The organism is Klebsiella sp. HMSC16C06 (genome assembly GCF_001808325.1).
Classification (GTDB): Bacteria; Pseudomonadota; Gammaproteobacteria; order Enterobacterales; family Enterobacteriaceae; genus Klebsiella; species Klebsiella variicola.
Map to the genome: position 1 here is coordinate 39,441 of NZ_KV793024.1, position 18,996 is coordinate 58,436.

The window sequence follows — 18,996 nt, forward strand, 5'->3', positions numbered from 1 at the left end:
TCGCCGATGACATCAAGAATAATTCTTATTTTAATACTGGCGACTGCCCGCCTGCCGAAAAGTGAGGTTGTAACGACAGTCGCCCGTTTCAGGGTGATGACCCGCTTTCAGCGGCTGAATACCATGATAAAACAGACGCGACTCGCCGCCCCAGACCACCACATCGCCATGCTCCAGCAGCAGCCGCTGTAGCGGGTCGCTGCGTTGCAACCCGCCAAACTGAAAGATGGCCGGCAGACCCAGCGAGACCGAGACGATCGGCGCCCGCAGATCCTGTTCATCTTTATCCTGATGCAACGACAGTTTTGCGCCCGGCTGATAGCGGTTAATCAGACAGGCGTCGGGGGAAAAGTTCGGATAGCCGCCGGCGGCGGCTGCCGCCAGGGCCAGTTCGCGGAATACGGCAGGCATCGGCGGCCAGGTTTGATCGGTTAACGGGTCGACCGGGTCGTACAGGTAGCCGTAGCGATCGGTGGTCCAGCCCAGCGCACCGCAGTTGGTCATGGCGACTGACATGGTGTATCCGCCCGGCGTGACCATCTGGCGAAATGGCGACTGGCGAGCGACATCGGCAATCGCCTGCAGCAGCGCCGGGGCGCGCTCGCGGGCGAAGCGTCGGAGCACCACCGCACCGGGTGCCAGCGGCTCCTGCCACGGTGGCGTATCGCTAAACAGATCGAGCATTATTCCTCCTCGTGTTGGGCCTCGCGTGCCAGCAGCTGCGCTTTCCGCGCCGTTCCCCAGCGATAACCGGACAGCGCGCCGCCCTCCCGTACCACCCGATGGCAGGGAACGATCACCGCCAGCGAATTCGCCGCGCAGGCGCCAGCCACCGCTCTTGCTGCTCGTGGCAGACCAATATGCTCTGCCACCTGGCGGTAGCTGCGGGTCTCGCCCGCCGGGATCTGCCGCAGCGCTTGCCAGACCTGCAACTGAAAGGCGGTGCCCTGCAGATCCAGCGGCAGCGATACCGGCCGCCGGCTGTCGTCGAGGTGGGCGAAAACCTCGGCCATTTGGCGACGGAACTCAGGGGTGCCCTGGCGCAACTCGGCGTTGGGAAAGCGCTGGCGCAGGTCGTCGAGCAATGCCGTATCGTTATCGCCCGGCAGAACGGCGCAAACGCCACGCTCACTCTGCGCCACCAGACAGCGGCCCAGCGCGCAGTCGCCCGTGGTCCAGGTCACCACGGTGGCGGCGCCGCCGCGGCGAAACTGACGGGCGGTCATACCTAATGCCGCATCGGCCTGACGATAATAGCTGCTGCTGTCGGGAAAACCGGCCGCCAGCGCGGCGCGGGTCACCGTGTTCCCCTGCTCCAGCGCTTCCCGCAGACGTCGGGCGCGCCACGCCTGTTGCCACGCTTTGGGGGTCATACCGGTGACGGATTTAAACAAACGGTGGAAATGAAACGGGCTGACCGCCAGCTCACGAGCCAGCGCCTCAAGGGTCAGGGGCGCGTCCTGCTCCAGCAACCGGCAGGCCTGCGCCACTTTGTCGACCCTTTGCTGCTGCGGATCGTCTTTATCCGGCTGGCAGCGTTTGCAGGGGCGGAACCCCGCCGCCACGGCAGCGGCGACGTCGGCAAAAAAGCGCACGTTTTCCCGCCGCGCACGACGCGAGCGGCAGGAAGGGCGGCAGCAGATGCCGGTGGTCAGTACCGCAAAGACAAACTGACCATCGGCCCGGGTATCACGTTCGCAGACCGCCTGCCAGCGGCGGTCATCGGTATCGGCAACTATCGGTTTCATGACGAGGCTCCTGCTGTAAGTGTATCCTCAGTCTGCGGCGACGCCCGCAGCAAAAAACCCGCAATCTTGCTTTTTAATTTTTCTCGCCGACGAGGAAGGTGCGGAACTGTGGCGACATCCAGGTTTTAAACCCCTCGCCCTCTTTGACGATCATATAGACTGCCAGCCCCTGCTCGCGCACCACCTGCTGCGCTTTTTCCGGCCCGAGCACCATCAGTCCGGTATCCCAGCCATCCGCCTCCAGCGCCGTTGGCGCAATGACGGTCACGGAGACCAGCTTATGGCTTATCGGCTGCCCGGTCTGCGGATCGATGACGTGCGAGATACGTTTGCCATCGAGTTCATAGTAGTTGCGATAGCTGCCGGAGGTGCTGATGCCGTGACCATTGATGTCGACAATCGCCTGGACGGCGTTTTCCCGGTCAGTCGGTTTCTGGATCGCCACCCGCCAGGGCTTGCCTTCGCCGTTCATCCCGCGGCTCACCAGCGCCCCGCCTACCGACACCAGATAGCGGGAGATCCCCTCCTGCTCCATCAATCGCGCGAGGTGATCGGCAGCATAGCCCTCCCCCACCGTGGAGAGATCGACAAACAGATCGGGGATATCTTTTTGCAGGAATTGCCTGCCGCTCTGATTGATAACCTGCAGATGCTGCAGGCCGGTGCGCGCCTTCGCCGCGGCTATCGCCTGGGCATCCGGGGTGGTGACCGGCTGTTTATCCGGGCCAAAGCCCCACAGATTGACCAGCGGCCCCACGGTAATATCCATCGCGCCGTGCGTTTTGGCGCCAATCCGCAACGACAGCGTCACGATGTCCGCCATCGCTTCGCTCACTGGCCAGGGCCGGGTATCCGCCGCGTGGTTGAAACGCATCAGCGCCGAGTCGTTTTTCCAGGTCGAGAGCAGGCGATCGTCGGCATCCAGCTGGGCCTGAACCTTGGCGCGCAACGCCTCGGCCTTTGCCTCATCCACGCCAATGACGCTGACCCGCCAGAAGGTGCCCATGGTTTTGCCATCCAGCACGGTGGGCGTCGAAGCAGGGATCGCAGGGGTGGTAGCTGAATCGCAGCCAGAGAGCAGTACGCAGGCGCCCAGCAGTGCGGCGCGAAAGAAAGTCATGTCCATTAGTCGAGGCTCCTCTTACCAGGGCGACAAGAGTATACCAGCGAGGTTAAACCAGACATAAAAAAAGGCGCCAGAGGCGCCTTTTTCTTGTGCAGCTTGCGACTTAGAACTGGTAAACCAGGCCCAGTGCAACCACGTCGTCGGTAGAAACACCGGCGTTACGGGTGAAGCTGTTGTCGTCCAGCAGGTTGATTTTGTAGTCAACATAGGTGGACATGTTTTTGTTGAAGTAGTAGGTCGCGCCAACATCAACATATTTCAGGAGGTCCTGGTCGCCGTAGCCTTCCAGATCCTTACCTTTAGACTGCAGGTAAGCCACGGACGGACGCAGACCGAAGTCGAACTGGTACTGAGCAACCACTTCGAAGTTCTGTGCTTTGTTAGCAAAGCCCAGGGAACCGGCGCGGGTCGCGTTGTAGGTCTGGGTGTACTGAGTGGCCAGGTAGATGTTGTTCGCGTCGTATTTCAGACCACCGGTGTAGGTTTCAGCGTTGTCGCCGTTACCCAGAACCAGGTTGTTCTGATCGTCGGTACGTTTAGAGTGAGAGTATGCGAAACCAGCGCTGATGCCATCAAAGATGTCATAAGTTACAGAAGTACCGTAGCCGTCGCCGTTCTGTTTCTGCGCGCCACGACCGTTGTTGGTCGCGCCTTCGCCGCTGACGCTGCCGTTTTTACCCTGGTACTGCAGAGCAAAGTTCAGGCCGTCAACCAGACCGAAGAAGTCAGAGTTACGGTAGGTTGCAACGCCGTTAGCACGGGACTGCAGGAAGTTGTCAGAACCGTAGGTGTCGCCGCCGAATTCCGGCAGAACGTCGGTCCAGGACGTTACGTCGTATACCACGCCGTAGTTACGACCGTAGTCGAAAGAACCCGCGTCACCAAATTTCAGACCGGCGAATGCCAGACGAGTCCATGCCTGATCGCTGGAGCTTTCAGTGTTGTTCGCCTGAACGTTGTATTCCCACTGGCCGTAACCGGTCAGCTGGTCGTTGATCTGAGTTTCGCCTTTAACGCCTACACGCATGTAGGTCTGGTCGCCGTCTACGCTCTTGTCGTCAGAGAAGTAGTGCAGACCATCGATTTTACCGTACAGGTCTAATTTGTTGCCATCTTTGTTATAAATTTCAGCCGCATTTGCTGCGCCTGCTACCAGCAGAGCCGGTACCAGGAGGGACAGTACTTTAACTTTCATGTTATTAACCCTCTGTTTGTTATATGCCTTTTATTATGCCACTGCTTACTGATTACCCTTCTAATCAGTCGGCTATTTCATTGTGCTGCAAAATGCAGAATAATCCAACAAGAATATGATACTAAAACTTCTAAGATGTTTCAAAATGCCCACAAGATGTTTCAATTTGTAAAAATGGCGGAACTTTTTGCACCACAAAATGGTCTGGGAAATACGCACTAATAATCAAAAAAAATATTTATTGGTTCACAATCAATCACATACACACAAATAACTCTATAGCACTGAATGGTAAAACAAAACTATCATTGGTGACTAAAATAACAGTCGCTATCATCATTAACTTTATTTATTACCGTCATTCAGTTCTGAATGTCTGTTTACCCCTATTTCAACCGGATGCCTCGCATCCGGTTTTTTTTACCCTTCTTTACACAACTTTAATTTATCTGTGCTACGGCAAAAAATTCCCTAACGACTATTAATCAATCAATTAGCCTGTCAATTGCCCTTATTCAGCCAATGTCTTGTTATTTCGTGCGATTCTTCCGCCTGTACTTTGTCAATATCGCGACTGGTCAGCGTTGTTGGCGCGGTTTCATTTCCGCTTCGATTCTAAGATAATTCCTGGAGAGTATCGCGCCGCTGGCACCATTCTGTAGTATGGATTTACGCCATTAGCCTTTATACTGCCTGCAGCATCTGCTTTGTTGCCAGTTACTCTGGCGCTACATCCTGTTTACAAACAATGATGAGTCGTTCAGCCACAAGATGACCCCGAAAAAATTCTCCCTGATCCCCGGCAACATCAGCCGCTTCTTCATTTTGATGGTTATTGTCCTGCTGGCGACGATGGGGGTGATGATTCAAAGTGCCGTCAATGCCTGGCTGAAAGAGAAGAGCTATCAGGTGGTTGATGTCTCCCACGCCTTGCACCAGCGCATTGACACCTGGCGCTATGCCACCTGGCAGATCTACGACAATATCGCCGCGACCTCGGCTAACGCTGCGAGCGGTGGCTTGCAGGAGACGCGTTTAAAACAGGACGTCTACTACCTTGAGAAGCCCCGGCGTAAAACCGAAGCGCTGATTTTTGGCTCCCACGATAGCTCGACCCTCGAGATGACGCAGAAAATGTCCGATTATCTCGATATTTTGTGGGGTGCGGAAACCATCCCATGGTCGATGTACTATCTCAATGGTCTGGATAATAGCCTGATTCTGGTCTCAACCCTCCCGTTGAAGGACCTCTCCTCAAGCTTTAAAGAGTCAACGATCAGTAGCGTCGTGGAATCCCGGCGCGCGGAGATGCTGCTGCAGGCCAATACCCTTGATGAGCGCGAGACCTTCTCGCCGCTGCGCCATCTCGCCTGGCAGAACGCGCACTACTTTACGTTACGCACCACCTTCAACCAGCCTGGACATCTGGCCACGGTGGTCGCTTTCGACCTGCCGATTAACGATCTGATCCCGCCGGGCATGGCGTTGGACAGCTTCCGTATCGAGCCAGACCCGTCGCAAAACCTTGCCACCAATCCTGACAAAGAGACGACCGACCATATCGGGATCACCTTTAACGGCATGCAGATCGACATCGCCACCGATATCAGCACTACCGGTATGCAGTTGCTCTGGACGGTACCGCTGAGCAGCATGCTGCTGGCCGCCCTGCAGAATATTCTTCTGCCGCTGCTGCTCAACATTGGCCTGCTGGCGCTGGCGCTGTTTGGTTTTACCACCTTTCGTCACTTTAAAGGACGCAGCAGTCCGTCTGGCGCCGGGCTCCCTTCCGCCGCCAACAGCGAACTGCGTCTGCTACGCGCTATAAATGAAGAAATTGTTTCTTTGCTGCCGCTGGGGCTACTGGTTCACGATCAGGAAGCCAACCGAACCCTTATCAGCAACCCTATTGCCGACCATCTGCTTCCGCACCTGAATCTGCAGAACATCACCAATATGGCGGACCAGCATCAGGGGGTGATTCAGGCAACCGTCAATAATGAGCAGTATGAAATCCGCCAGTATCGCAGCCAGGTAGCACCACGCACGCAGATCCTGATTATCCGAGACCAGGACCGCGAAGTGCTGGTCAATAAAAAGCTCAAGCAGGCCCAGCGCTTGTATGAGAAAAACCAGCAGGGGCGGGCGGCCTTTATGCAGCATATTGGCAGCGCCCTGAAGCAGCCCGCGCTGAACCTGGCGGCAGAGGCGGCGGCGCTCGACAGCGCAGAGAACCGGACGCTGGCGCAGCATGCCGATGAGCTGGTCAAACTGATCGATGACATTCAGCTCGCCAATCTGCTGGAAAGCGACACCTGGAAAACCAGCCAGGCGCTGTTCTCGGTTCAGGAACTGATCGATGACGTTGTACCGGAAGTTCTGCCGGCGATGAAGCGCAAAGGTCTGCAGCTGCTGATCAATAACGCACTTCCTGCCGGTGAGCAGCGCTACGGTGACCGTGAAGCCCTGCGACGCACACTGGTGCTGTTAATCCAGTATTCCATCACCACCACGCCTATCGGCAAGATCACCCTCGACGTTTGCCAGGACGAGTCGGCCAGCGATCGTTTGACCTTCCGCATTCTGGATACTGGCAACGGCGTCTCGGCAAACGAGATCGACAATTTGCACTTCCCGTATCTCAACGAGACCCAGAGCGATCTGTACGGCAAGGCGAACGCCCTCACCTTCTGGCTGTGCGACCGCATGACGCGCAAACTGGGTGGGCAGTTGACCATCAAAGCGCGGGAGTCGCTGGGAACGCGTTATACCCTGCACCTGAAAATGCCGGCCAGCGAAGAGGCGCCAGAGGCGGGCGAACATCTGCTGGATGACGTTATCGTCCTGCTGGATGTGACTTCCAGTGAAGTGCGGCGGATTGTCACCCGCCAGCTGGAGAGCTGGGGGGCGTCGTGCATCACGCCGGACGATCGGGCGACAAGTCAAGCGTTCGATCTGTATTTAACGGATAATCCGTCTAATCTTACTGCTTCGGGCTTGCTTTTAAGCGATGATGAGGTCGGGATACGCAAGATCGGCCCGGGACAACTGCGGGTCAACTTTAATATTAGCACGGCGATGCAGGAGGCTATCCTGCAGCTTATTGAGCAGCAGCTGGCGGAGGAGGCGGTTCAGCCCGCCACCTCAGGAAACGAGAGTAACGCCGAACTCCATGCCAGCGGCTATTACGCACTGTTTGCCGATACGGTACCGGATGATGTTCAGAGATTGTATACTGAAATCGAAGCGGGCGATTTTGCTGCTCTGGCGCAAACCGCCCACCGCCTCAAAGGGGCATTTGCTATGCTTAATCTGATACCCGGCAAGCAGTTATGTGAAACGCTTGAGCATCTGATTCGCGAAAAGGATGCGCAAGGCATAGAAAAATATATCAGCGACATTGACGCTTACGTCAAGAGCTTGCTGTAGAAGGTAGCCTTATACATGAACACTATGAACGTAATTATTGCCGATGACCATCCGATCGTACTGTTCGGTATTCGTAAGTCACTTGAGCAAATTGAGTGGGTGAACGTCGTTGGCGAGTTTGAAGACTCCACGGCCCTTATCAACAATCTTCCGAAGCTGGACGCCCATGTGCTGATCACCGATCTGTCCATGCCCGGTGATAAATACGGCGACGGGATCACGCTGATTAAATACATCAAGCGCCACTTCCCGGATCTGTCGATCATTGTTCTGACCATGAACAACAACCCGGCGATCCTCAGCGCGGTGCTGGATTTGGATATCGAAGGGATCGTTCTCAAGCAAGGAGCGCCGACCGACCTGCCAAAAGCGCTGGCCGCGCTGCAGAAAGGGAAGAAATTCACACCGGAAAGCGTCTCTCGTCTGCTGGAAAAAATCAGCGCCAGCGGCTATGGCGATAAACGCCTGTCGCCGAAAGAGAGCGAAGTGCTGCGTCTGTTCGCTGAAGGCTTCCTGGTGACCGAGATCGCCAAAAAGCTCAACCGCAGCATCAAAACCATCAGTAGCCAGAAGAAGTCGGCAATGATGAAGCTGGGCGTGGAAAACGACATTGCGCTGCTGAACTACCTCTCCTCCGTCTCGCTGAGTTCAACGGATAAAGAGTAATCCCTGTGTTTTCTCCGTCTCGCCCCGGCGAGACGGAGCTCCCCGTTATTCCCGCCCGTTACGTACCCGCGCCGCATACACCGTCAGCGTTTGCTTCAGCACGTCGAGGGTGACCGGCTTGGACAGGCAGCTGTCCATCCCCGATTCAAGACAGCGCTGCTTCTCTTCCGCCAGGGCATTGGCGGTGACGCCGATCACCGGCAGCGTCAGGCCAAGCTGACGAATGCGCTGCGTCAGACGATAACCATCCATATTGGGCATGTTGACGTCGCTGAGCACGATATCGATATGCTGTTTGCTAAGTACGTTGAGCGCGTCGACCCCGTCGTTAGCGGTCACGCACTGGTAGCCGAGCGATCCCAGCTGATCCGCCAGCAGACGGCGGTTAATCGGGTGATCGTCGACCACGAGGATCATCATGTCGTCGTTATTACCGATCTGCGCGTCCGGCGCCATCAGCGCCCGGCTATTCTCCGCGCTGGCGAGGGCGACGTGGAAAATACGCCCCAGCAGCGGCAGCAGTTCATGCGGCGTCGTCACGCTGTGCAGCCACTCTCCGGCCGCTCGCTCCTGCGGGATGCCGATATGGCGGCGGCAGAAGATGACCATCGCACTCCCCTGCCAGCCCCTCTGCGCTTCATCGTCAGTCAGCAAGACATCGTCGGCGTCCGGCGTTTCTCCGGCATGGCGGCGTACCGTCAGGCCGTGATAGCTGAGCAGCGACGTGACGAACATCGCCAGCGAGGTATTATGAATTGCCAGCCAGCAGGTCTTGCCTGCGAAACCGTCCGCCGTCACCTGCGGTGTGTTCTGCACGCCATACAGCGGGATACGGATGGTAAAACGGCTGCCCATCCCCGGCTCCGTTTCCACGGCGATATCGCCATCCATCATGCTGATCAGCTTTTCACAGATCGCCAGGCCAAGGCCGGTGCCCTGGAAGTTTCGCTGCACGCCGGTCCCCACCTGGAAGAAGGGATCGAACAGGCGCAACACCTCTTTCGCCGGGATCCCCTCCCCGGTATCGCGGACGCTGATCTGCAGATAATCCCCCGCACACTGGACGTGCAGGATAATACAGCCGGTGTCGGTGAACTTGATCGCATTGCTCAGCAGGTTAGAGATCACCTGCTGCAGGCGCATCGGGTCGCCGGACATCTGCTCCGGGACATCCGGCTCGATAAAACAGTACAGACCCAGCTGCTTGCGTACCACCAGCGGCAGATAGTTAGCAGAGATATGGTTCATCACTTCGCGCGGGGAAAACTCCCGCGGCTCGATCTTCAACTGCTCAGACTCGATTTTCGAGAAATCGAGAATATCGCTGATGATTTTCAGCAGCAGGCTGGAAGAGTTGTTCATCGCCGTCACCAGGCGATCAACGCCCTTCGGCAGGGCCTTAGTCTGCAGCAGATCGAGGTTACCGATGATGCCGTATAGCGGGGTACGCAGCTCATGGCTGACGGTCGCAAGGAACATCGATTTCGACTGGCTGGCCTGTTCAGCCGCCTGGGCCATCTCCTGCAGCGACTCCTCCATTTTCACGCGGGCGGAAACGTCCACCAGCACGCAAATGGCGACGTTTTCATTGCGATAACGCGAATGGACAAAGCTAATCTGCAGGTTGGTATGGTTGCTGGTCAGCACATCGACAAAGTTGACCTGCTGGCCGCAGATGATCTGCGTCAGCCGCTGGCGATCCTCATGGGTCAGCATATTCAGGTAGTTGTGCGCCAGCTCGTTACTGAGAATATTGGTCCCGTCGACGGTGCGCAGAATACAGATCCCCACCGGGGCTGAGGCCACGATTTTGCGGTTGAACTGTTCATGCTCTTCCAGTCGCTGCGCATCATTTTCCGCCGGGATAAAAATGCGCCGCTCATACATTCGCGCCAGCGCAAACAGCATTGCTCCGGTCAGAATATTGAGAATGATGGCGTTGATGATGAGCATGCGGATCCGCTCCAGCACCTGGTCCACCGAAACGGAATAGACGATACTTAAGGAGGACGGCGCCAGGCTTTTTTTCAGCACCAGCTCGCGAAAACCTGCGCTGTAGCCAAACCACATCCGCTCCTGCATCCACTTCGCTTCGCTCTGGATTTTGCCTTCCGCGCCGGCCAACGAGATCAGCGGCTGGCCGTTATCGTCAAAAATCGTCACGCTCATCGGCAAACTGCCTGGCGTGAAGAAGCTCTCCATACGGATGGTCTGCTCCACGCCGAGCATCGCCTGCAGACGGTTGGCCATATAGACCGGGGTCAGGGCATAAAAGTAGCCCACGCCGGGGCGCATGCCCTGGCTTATCCAGAACAGGTTGTTGCCGCGCTCGTTTTGCGGCGCGTTGCGATATTGCTCAATGCGCTGATGCAGGACTTTCAGCGCCTGATCGCGCTCAATCGGCACGTCCCGTAGGCCAAAGTTGGCCATGCAGAGGTTATCGCTGCCAATGAGAAAGATGCGGTTAAGGTCGTAGGCAGCGGTAAAATTATCCCGCCAGTAGCGCATAAACCACGCCAGTGATTGCAGCGAATTACGCCAGGTGCTGCTCATCGCGCTGCAGTCGGAATCTGGGTACAGGGGTTCAAAGTTGGGCACCGCGATATCGCCGTTTTGCCCTTGCGCTACCGCGTCCCCTGCCGACAAGCGGTTACCGGCGACGTACTTCAGCTCTTTAATCACGTCCGCCGTACGCTGAATATAGCGCTGGGCCTGGTCGGCGTTGAGATTGAGCTCCTGATGGATCTCGGCTTCCCGCTCGTGCAGGGCATTGACGATATAGAACACAGAGACAAACGCAATCAGCAGCCACAGTAATACCGCCAGCGCTCTGAACAGATAACGTGAAACCTTCAGGGTTGTATGAAACGAGGCAAGATATTTCAATGTGGCGATGCTCGGCCGTCAGGGACTCAACAGAATGGGGTTAAAGTAGCGGTAAACCGGCTTTGCCGCAATCTTAATGCAAAAAGGGCCGGGAGAATACCCGGCCCTTTCAGAACATTTACCTGGGACGATTACTCTTCGTCTTCGGCGATGTCGTCATCGGTATCCGCTTCCGGGGCGATATCGTCATCGCCTTCCGCTACGCTACCGTCGATGGCATCCAGTTCTTCGTCGTCCACCGGCTCTGCCACGCGCTGCAGACCCACCACGTTTTCATCTTCCGCGGTGCGGATGAGGATCACGCCCTGGGTGTTACGGCCCACGATGCTCACTTCGGAAACGCGGGTACGAACCAGCGTCCCGGCGTCGGTGATCATCATGATCTGATCGCAGTCATCCACCTGCACGGCGCCCACGACGGAGCCGTTACGCTCGGTGACTTTGATCGAGATAACGCCCTGAGTGGCACGCGATTTGGTCGGATACTCCGCCGCTGCGGTACGTTTACCGTAACCGTTTTGCGTTACCGTCAGGATCGCGCCTTCGCCGCGCGGAATAATCAGCGAGACGACGCTGTCGTTTTCCGCCAGCTTGATGCCGCGTACGCCGGTGGCGGTACGGCCCATGGCGCGAACGGCGTCTTCTTTGAAGCGCACAACCTTACCGGCCGCGGAGAACAGCATCACTTCGTCCTGACCAGAGGTCAGATCGACGCCGATCAGCTCATCGCCTTCGTTCAGATTGACCGCGATGATACCGGCGGAACGCGGACGGCTGAACTCGGTCAGCGCGGTTTTCTTCACGGTACCGCTGGCGGTCGCCATAAAGACGTTGACGCCCTCTTCGTACTCGCGGACCGGCAGGATGGCGGTGATACGCTCATCGGCTTCCAGCGGCAGCAGGTTGACGATCGGACGACCGCGCGCGCCGCGACTGGCTTCCGGCAGCTGATAGACCTTCATCCAGTACAGACGGCCACGGCTCGAGAAGCAGAGGATGGTGTCATGGGTGTTAGCCACCAGCAGGCGGTCGATAAAGTCTTCTTCTTTAATGCGCGCTGCTGACTTGCCTTTACCGCCACGACGCTGTGCTTCGTAGTCGGTCAGCGGCTGATACTTCACATAGCCCTGATGCGACAGGGTGACCACCACGTCTTCCTGGTTGATCAGATCTTCGATGTTAATATCAGCGCTGTTGGCAGTGATTTCGGTACGACGTTCGTCGCCGAACTGGTCGCGGATCAGTTCCAGCTCTTCGCGAATCACTTCCATCAGACGATCGGCGCTGCCGAGAATGTGCAGCAGTTCCGCGATCTGCTCCAGCAGCTCTTTATATTCGTCGAGCAGTTTTTCATGCTCAAGGCCGGTCAGTTTCTGCAGACGCAGATCCAGAATCGCCTGAGCCTGCTGCTCGGTCAGATAGTATTTACCGTCGCGCACGCCGAACTCTGGCTCCAGCCATTCCGGACGCGCGGCGTCATCACCGGCGCGCTCCAGCATCGCCGCAACGTTACCGAGATCCCACGCCTGGGCAACCAGCGCCGTTTTCGCTTCTGCCGGGGTCGGCGCGCGACGGATCAGTTCGATAATCGGGTCGATGTTGGCCAGCGCAACGGCCAGCGCTTCGAGGATATGCGCCCGGTCGCGCGCTTTGCGCAGTTCGAAAATCGTACGACGGGTCACCACTTCGCGGCGGTGGCGTACAAACGCGGCGATGATGTCCTTCAGGTTCATGATCTTCGGCTGACCATGGTGCAGAGCAACCATGTTGATGCCGAAGGAGACCTGCAGCTGAGTCTGGGAATAGAGGTTGTTGAGCACCACTTCCCCTACCGCATCGCGCTTCACTTCAATCACGATGCGCATCCCGTCTTTATCAGACTCGTCACGCAGCGCGCTGATGCCTTCCACGCGTTTTTCTTTGACCAGCTCGGCGATTTTCTCAATCAGGCGCGCTTTGTTCACCTGATACGGAATTTCGTGCACGATGATGGTTTCGCGGCCGGATTTCGCGTCCACTTCCACTTCCGCGCGCGCGCGGATGTACACTTTACCGCGACCAGTGCGGTAGGCCTCTTCAATGCCACGACGGCCATTGATAATGGCGGCGGTCGGGAAATCAGGGCCTGGAATATGCGCCATCAGCCCTTCAATGCTGATGTCTTCATCGTCAACATACGCCAGACAGCCGTTGATCACTTCCGTCAGGTTATGCGGCGGTATATTGGTCGCCATCCCTACGGCGATCCCGGAGGCGCCGTTCACCAGCAGGTTAGGAATTTTGGTCGGCATGACGTCCGGAATACGCTCCGTACCGTCATAGTTGTCGACGAAATCGACCGTCTCTTTTTCAAGATCGGCCATCAGCTCATGAGCGATTTTCGCCAGACGAATTTCGGTATAACGCATCGCCGCGGCGGAGTCGCCGTCGATGGAACCGAAGTTACCCTGGCCGTCCACCAGCATGTAACGCAGCGAGAACGGCTGCGCCATACGAACGATGGTGTCGTATACCGCGGAGTCGCCGTGCGGGTGGTATTTACCGATTACGTCACCAACGACACGGGCTGATTTTTTATAGGCTTTGTTCCAGTCATTGCCCAATACGTTCATGGCGTAAAGTACGCGACGGTGTACCGGCTTCAGGCCATCTCGGACATCCGGCAGCGCACGGCCAACAATGACCGACATCGCATAATCCAGATAAGAGTTCTTAAGCTCTTCCTCAATGTTGACCGGTGTAATTTCTCTCGCAAGGTCGCTCATCTAACCGCTATCCCTCTACTGTATCCCGGATTCAAAGGTCGCAAATTATAACACAGCCGCGCTAATAGAGGTAAAGCAATACGGTTTATTCATGGCGCGCTGCTGATATACTCGCAGGTCTGAACAGAAAAGGAGTAAAAGCGCCCATGAATGCCGAAAAAACGTCGGTAGCCCCTAACGTCGATCATGCTGAAATCGCCAAATTCGAAGCCGTCGCCTCGCGCTGGTGGGATCTGGAGGGCGAGTTCAAACCGCTCCACCGCATCAACCCGCTGCGGCTGGGTTATATCGCCGAACGCTCCGGCGGCCTGTTCGGTAAAAAAGTCCTCGATGTCGGCTGCGGCGGCGGCATTCTCGCCGAGAGCATGGCGCGCGAAGGTGCGACGGTCACCGGACTGGACATGGGTGCCGAACCGCTGCAGGTCGCGAAGCTGCACGCCCTGGAGAGCGGTATTCAGGTGGACTATGTTCAGGAAACGGTTGAGGAACATGCCGCGAAGCATCCGCAGCAGTATGACGTCGTGACCTGTATGGAGATGCTGGAGCACGTGCCCGACCCGCAGTCGGTGGTGCATGCCTGCGCGCGGCTGGTGAAGCCCGGCGGCCAGGTCTTCTTCTCCACCATCAACCGCAACGGCAAGGCCTGGCTGATGGCGGTGGTCGGTGCGGAATATGTCATGAAGATGGTGCCTAAGGGCACTCATGATGTGAAGAAGTTTATCAAACCGGCCGAGCTGCTGAGCTGGGTAGATCAGACAACTCTGAAAGAGCAGCATATCATCGGTCTGCATTACAATCCGCTGACCAACACCTTCAAGTTAGCGCCGGGGGTTGATGTTAACTATATGTTGCATACCACCGCCAAACAGGACTGAGGTCAGCACCTGCGCTTATGATGATTGCGCGGCATCAAGCCGCGTGATTATTTCTTCCGATGAAGAAATCAGCACTCGATCAAATTTTCATTTTTTTTTCTGTTTTATTGACTTCTTCTCCAGGCCTTATGCGACGTGGACTTGCGGATTATTACCCTTCCGCAACCTCAATTTAACGTCAAAATCAACCCTTGTACTCAAAAGATTCCTTACTAAAATACTCACCATATAGCGTTTCTTTTATCGACAACCCCCTACATATAGTATTTATCCACAGAGTTAGTCACAACGGCCTTCTGTGGATAAACGGGGGATATTTTCTTTCACGGACAGGTAAAATCCACATGAATCAGAGTCTGCTGGTGACAAAGCGCGACGGGACCACCGAGCGCATCAATCTCGACAAAATCCATCGCGTACTGGATTGGGCGGCAGAAGGACTGAATAACGTTTCGATTTCCCAGGTAGAGCTGCGCTCTCATATCCAGTTCTATGACGGCATCAAAACCGCGGACATCCACGAAACCATTATTAAAGCCGCTGCGGATCTGATCTCCCGCGACGCGCCGGATTACCAGTACCTCGCCGCGCGTCTGGCGATTTTCCATTTGCGTAAAAAAGCCTTCGGCCAGTTTGAGCCGCCGGCGCTCTACGATCACGTGGTGAAGATGGTCGAGAAGGGTAAATACGATCATCATCTGCTGGAAGACTACACGGAAGAAGAGTTCCAGCAGATGGACGGTTTCCTCGACCACTGGCGCGACATGAACTTCTCCTACGCAGCCGTTAAGCAGCTGGAAGGCAAGTATCTGGTACAAAACCGCGTTACCGGCGAAATTTATGAGAGCGCACAGTTCCTCTATATTCTGGTCGCCGCGTGTCTGTTCTCGAACTACCCGCGCGAAACCCGTCTGGACTACATTAAGCGTTTCTACGACGCGGTATCGACCTTTAAAATCTCGCTGCCGACGCCAATCATGTCCGGCGTGCGCACCCCAACCCGTCAGTTCAGCTCCTGCGTGCTGATCGAGTGCGGCGACAGCCTGGATTCCATCAACGCCACCTCCAGCGCGATTGTGAAATACGTTTCCCAGCGCGCCGGGATCGGCATCAACGCCGGGCGCATTCGCGCGCTGGGCAGCCCGATCCGCGGCGGCGAAGCCTTCCACACCGGTTGCATTCCGTTCTACAAACATTTCCAGACCGCGGTGAAATCCTGCTCGCAGGGCGGCGTTCGCGGCGGCGCGGCGACCCTCTTCTACCCAATGTGGCATCTGGAAGTGGAAAGCCTGCTGGTGCTGAAAAACAACCGCGGTACCGACGCCAACCGCGTTCGTCATATGGACTACGGCGTACAGATCAACAAGCTGATGTACACCCGTCTGCTGAAGGGCGGCGACATTACCCTGTTCAGCCCTTCCGATGTCCCGGGCCTGTATGACGCCTTCTTTGCCGATCAGGACGAGTTTGAGCGCCTGTACACCCAGTACGAGCAGGACGACAGCATTCGCAAGCAGCGTATTAAAGCCGTTGAGCTGTTCTCGCTGATGATGCAGGAACGCGCCTCTACCGGCCGCATCTACATCCAGAACGTCGACCACTGCAACACCCACAGCCCGTTCGATCCGGTAGTCGCCCCGGTGCGTCAGTCTAACCTGTGCCTGGAGATTGCCCTGCCGACCAAACCGCTGGAAGACGTCAACGACGAAAACGGCGAAATCGCGCTGTGCACCCTGTCGGCCTTCAACCTCGGCGCGATTGACAGCCTAGACGAGCTGGAAGAGCTGGCGGTGCTGGCGGTGCGTGCCCTGGATGCGCTGCTGGACTATCAGGATTACCCGATCCCGGCCGCCAAACGCGGCGCAATGGGGCGTCGTACGCTGGGCATCGGCGTGATCAACTTCGCTTACTATCTGGCGAAGCATGGCAAACGCTACTCCGACGGCAGCGCCAACAACCTGACGCACAAAACCTTCGAAGCGATTCAGTACTACCTGCTGAAGGCCTCCAACGAGCTGGCTATCGAGCAGGGCGCCTGCCCGTGGTTCAATGAAACCACCTATGCGCAGGGTATCCTGCCGATCGATACCTATAAGAAAGACCTGGACGGCATCGTCAGCGAATCTCTGCACTTCGACTGGGAAGCATTGCGCGAATCCATTAAAACCCACGGTCTGCGTAACTCCACGCTCTCCGCACTGATGCCGTCCGAGACCTCGTCGCAGATCTCCAACGCCACCAACGGCATTGAGCCGCCGCGCGGCCACGTCAGTATCAAAGCGTCCAAGGACGGTATCCTGCGCCAGGTGGTGCCGGATTACGAAAATCTGCAGAACGCCTATGAGCTGCTGTGGGAAATGCCGAACAACGACGGTTATCTGCAGCTGGTGGGTATCATGCAGAAGTTTATCGACCAGTCGATCTCTGCCAACACCAACTACGATCCGACGCGCTTCCCGTCCGGAAAAGTGCCGATGCAGCAGTTGCTCAAAGACCTGCTCAACGCCTATAAATTCGGTGTCAAAACGCTGTACTATCACAACACCCGTGATGGCGCAGAAGACGCTCAGGATGACCTGGCCCCGTCCATCCAGGACGACGGCTGCGAAAGCGGCGCTTGTAAGATCTAAGTTATTTTTGCCGGGTGGCGCGATGCTTACCCGGCCTACGATTGTGTAGGCCCGGCCAACGTAGTACCGCCGGGCAATACATTTCAACAGGACTCACTTCAATGGCATACACCACTTTTTCACAGACGAAAAACGATCAGCTGCTGGAACCGATGTTTTTTGGCCAGCCGGTTAACGTGGCCCGCTACGATCAGCAAAAATATGACATCTTTGAAAAGCTGATTGAAAAGCAGCTCTCCTTCTTCTGGCGTCCGGAAGAGGTTGACGTTTCGCGCGATCGCATCGACTACCAGGCGCTGCCGGAACATGAAAAACATATTTTCATCAGCAACCTGAAGTACCAGACGCTGCTCGACTCCATCCAGGGCCGCAGCCCGAACGTCGCGCTGCTGCCGCTGATCTCCATCCCGGAGCTGGAAACCTGGGTGGAAACCTGGGCCTTCTCCGAGACCATCCACTCACGCTCCTACACCCATATCATCCGCAACATCGTCAACGATCCGGCGACCGTGTTCGACGATATCGTGACCAACGAGCAGATCCAGAAACGTGCGGAAGGCATCTCTCACTATTACGATTCGCTGATCGAAATGACCAGCTACTGGCACCTGCTGGGCGAAGGCACCCACACCGTCAACGGCAAAACCGTGACCGTGAATCTGCGCGAGCTGAAAAAGAAACTCTATCTGTGCCTGATGAGCGTCAACGCGCTGGAAGCGATCCGCTTCTACGTTAGCTTCGCCTGCTCCTTCGCTTTCGCCGAGCGCAAGCTGATGGAAGGTAACGCCAAAATTATCCGCCTGATCGCCCGCGATGAAGCGCTGCACCTGACCGGCACCCAGCATATGTTGAACCTGCTGCGCTCCGGCAGCGACGATCCGGAGATGGCGGAAATCGCCGAAGAGTGCAAGCAGGAGTGCTATGACCTGTTCGTGCTGGCGGCGCAGCAGGAGAAAGAGTGGGCGGACTATCTGTTCCGCGACGGCTCGATGATCGGCCTGAACAAAGATATTCTCTGCCAGTACGTCGAGTACATCACCAATATCCGCATGCAGGCAGTGGGCCTCGATCTGCCATTCCAGACCCGCTCCAACCCAATCCCATGGATCAACACCTGGCTGGTCTCCGATAACGTCCAGGTGGCGCCGCAGGAAGTAGAGGTCAGCTCGTATCTCGTCGGCCAGATCGATTCTGAAGTCGATGCCGACGACCTGAGCAACTTCCAGCTGTAATGAAGCGGATTTTCCTGAAAATCTCTGACACTCGCCTTGAGTGTCAGGATGAACATCCTTCCCTGCTGGCGGCGCTGGAGTCGCATAATATCGACGTCGAGTATCAGTGCCGCGAAGGCTATTGCGGTTCCTGCCGCACGCGTCTGGTTTCCGGCCAGGTTGACTGGCTGACCGAGCCGCTGGCCTTTATCCAGCCGGGGGAAATTTTGCCCTGCTGCTGCCGGGCGAAAGGCGATATTGAGATCGAGATGTAGTCTTGTCAGGTGGCGCTACGCTTACCTGACCTACAAAACCGCAGTTCGTAGATACTGTTATCGGTTTGCAACTTTTTCGCTTGAGAAAAACGTTTATCGCGTGTCGCTTCAGAGGATATTGCGCTCCCGGTTAATTTTTATGCAATATGTTTTCCGTGGCGCAGGGAGCGCACAGAGGGCGGCCAGTCGC

At 56.6% G+C, this 18,996-nt stretch carries 12 protein-coding genes; 6 read left to right on the forward strand and 6 right to left on the reverse strand.

All coding sequences use genetic code 11. The features are described from left to right. Positions 1 to 30: 30 nt before the first annotated feature. The 4 genes from alkB to HMPREF3142_RS24545 all read right to left on the reverse strand — a co-directional run bounded on the left by alkB (position 31) and on the right by HMPREF3142_RS24545 (position 4,069). Positions 31 to 684 carry a DNA oxidative demethylase AlkB gene (gene alkB, locus HMPREF3142_RS24530; protein WP_016161572.1) on the reverse strand — a complete coding sequence of 218 codons (654 nt, stop codon included), beginning with the start codon at positions 682 to 684 and terminating at the stop codon, positions 31 to 33. Further along, on the reverse strand, positions 684 to 1,748 hold the full coding sequence (ada, locus tag HMPREF3142_RS24535; RefSeq protein WP_023340559.1) for a bifunctional DNA-binding transcriptional regulator/O6-methylguanine-DNA methyltransferase Ada: 1,065 nt from the start codon (positions 1,746 to 1,748) through the stop codon (positions 684 to 686). The genes alkB and ada overlap by 1 nt, the downstream gene beginning before the upstream one ends. A 73-nt stretch (positions 1,749 to 1,821) precedes the next feature. Next, positions 1,822 to 2,874, reverse strand: coding sequence for an FAD:protein FMN transferase ApbE (apbE, locus tag HMPREF3142_RS24540; protein WP_070612816.1), 1,053 nt, complete (start codon positions 2,872 to 2,874; stop codon positions 1,822 to 1,824). A gap of 103 nt (positions 2,875 to 2,977) precedes the next feature. Then, on the reverse strand, positions 2,978 to 4,069 hold the full coding sequence (locus HMPREF3142_RS24545) for a porin OmpC (protein ID WP_008803977.1): 1,092 nt from the start codon (positions 4,067 to 4,069) through the stop codon (positions 2,978 to 2,980). Positions 4,070 to 4,840: 771 nt separating this feature from the next. Between HMPREF3142_RS24545 and rcsD the strand changes: the two genes are divergently transcribed. Next, the gene (rcsD, locus tag HMPREF3142_RS24550; RefSeq protein WP_048268643.1) at positions 4,841 to 7,498 is read left to right on the forward strand and encodes a phosphotransferase RcsD; all 2,658 of its coding nucleotides are present in this window, start codon (positions 4,841 to 4,843) and stop codon (positions 7,496 to 7,498) included. A 15-nt stretch (positions 7,499 to 7,513) separates the two neighbouring features. Then, a complete protein-coding gene (rcsB, locus tag HMPREF3142_RS24555) occupies positions 7,514 to 8,164 on the forward strand; it encodes a response regulator transcription factor RcsB (RefSeq protein ID WP_004201684.1) in 651 nt (216 codons plus the stop codon). 45 nt (positions 8,165 to 8,209) lie between these two features. On the opposite strand, the gene rcsC is transcribed toward rcsB, so the two are convergent. Together rcsC and gyrA are read right to left on the reverse strand one after the other, a co-directional pair. Further along, complete coding sequence (rcsC, locus tag HMPREF3142_RS24560; protein ID WP_032755032.1) at positions 8,210 to 11,050, reverse strand: two-component system sensor histidine kinase RcsC; 2,841 nt, start codon at positions 11,048 to 11,050, stop codon at positions 8,210 to 8,212. Positions 11,051 to 11,181: 131 nt separating this feature from the next. After that, positions 11,182 to 13,815, reverse strand: a complete 2,634-nt coding sequence (gene gyrA / locus HMPREF3142_RS24565; RefSeq protein WP_008803974.1) for a DNA topoisomerase (ATP-hydrolyzing) subunit A — start codon at positions 13,813 to 13,815, stop codon at positions 11,182 to 11,184. A 146-nt stretch (positions 13,816 to 13,961) separates the two neighbouring features. On the opposite strand from gyrA, the gene ubiG reads away from it, so the two are divergent. From ubiG to yfaE, 4 genes are all read left to right on the forward strand, one after another. Further along, positions 13,962 to 14,690, forward strand: coding sequence for a bifunctional 2-polyprenyl-6-hydroxyphenol methylase/3-demethylubiquinol 3-O-methyltransferase UbiG (ubiG, locus tag HMPREF3142_RS24570; RefSeq protein WP_008803973.1), 729 nt, complete (start codon positions 13,962 to 13,964; stop codon positions 14,688 to 14,690). A 344-nt stretch (positions 14,691 to 15,034) separates the two neighbouring features. Continuing rightward, on the forward strand, positions 15,035 to 17,320 hold the full coding sequence (gene nrdA / locus HMPREF3142_RS24575; RefSeq protein WP_008803972.1) for a class 1a ribonucleoside-diphosphate reductase subunit alpha: 2,286 nt from the start codon (positions 15,035 to 15,037) through the stop codon (positions 17,318 to 17,320). Positions 17,321 to 17,421: 101 nt separating this feature from the next. Then, complete coding sequence (gene nrdB / locus HMPREF3142_RS24580) at positions 17,422 to 18,552, forward strand: class Ia ribonucleoside-diphosphate reductase subunit beta (RefSeq protein ID WP_004140835.1); 1,131 nt, start codon at positions 17,422 to 17,424, stop codon at positions 18,550 to 18,552. Further along, complete coding sequence (yfaE, locus tag HMPREF3142_RS24585) at positions 18,552 to 18,806, forward strand: class I ribonucleotide reductase maintenance protein YfaE (RefSeq protein ID WP_002913017.1); 255 nt, start codon at positions 18,552 to 18,554, stop codon at positions 18,804 to 18,806. The genes nrdB and yfaE overlap by 1 nt, the downstream gene beginning before the upstream one ends. Positions 18,807 to 18,996 lie beyond the last annotated feature (190 nt).

What these genes read in the sequence shown, in the direction of transcription:
- nrdA (WP_008803972.1), top strand. Translation starts at nt 15,035, where the DNA reads ATGAATCAGAGTCTGCTGGTGACAAAGCGCGACGGGACCACCGAGCGC.
- alkB (WP_016161572.1), bottom strand. Translation starts at nt 684, where the DNA reads ATGCTCGATCTGTTTAGCGATACGCCACCGTGGCAGGAGCCGCTGGCA.
- yfaE (WP_002913017.1), top strand. Translation starts at nt 18,552, where the DNA reads ATGAAGCGGATTTTCCTGAAAATCTCTGACACTCGCCTTGAGTGTCAG.
- gyrA (WP_008803974.1), bottom strand. Translation starts at nt 13,815, where the DNA reads ATGAGCGACCTTGCGAGAGAAATTACACCGGTCAACATTGAGGAAGAG.
- apbE (WP_070612816.1), bottom strand. Translation starts at nt 2,874, where the DNA reads ATGGACATGACTTTCTTTCGCGCCGCACTGCTGGGCGCCTGCGTACTG.
- nrdB (WP_004140835.1), top strand. Translation starts at nt 17,422, where the DNA reads ATGGCATACACCACTTTTTCACAGACGAAAAACGATCAGCTGCTGGAA.
- rcsB (WP_004201684.1), top strand. Translation starts at nt 7,514, where the DNA reads ATGAACACTATGAACGTAATTATTGCCGATGACCATCCGATCGTACTG.
- rcsD (WP_048268643.1), top strand. Translation starts at nt 4,841, where the DNA reads ATGACCCCGAAAAAATTCTCCCTGATCCCCGGCAACATCAGCCGCTTC.
- HMPREF3142_RS24545 (WP_008803977.1), bottom strand. Translation starts at nt 4,069, where the DNA reads ATGAAAGTTAAAGTACTGTCCCTCCTGGTACCGGCTCTGCTGGTAGCA.
- ada (WP_023340559.1), bottom strand. Translation starts at nt 1,748, where the DNA reads ATGAAACCGATAGTTGCCGATACCGATGACCGCCGCTGGCAGGCGGTC.
- ubiG (WP_008803973.1), top strand. Translation starts at nt 13,962, where the DNA reads ATGAATGCCGAAAAAACGTCGGTAGCCCCTAACGTCGATCATGCTGAA.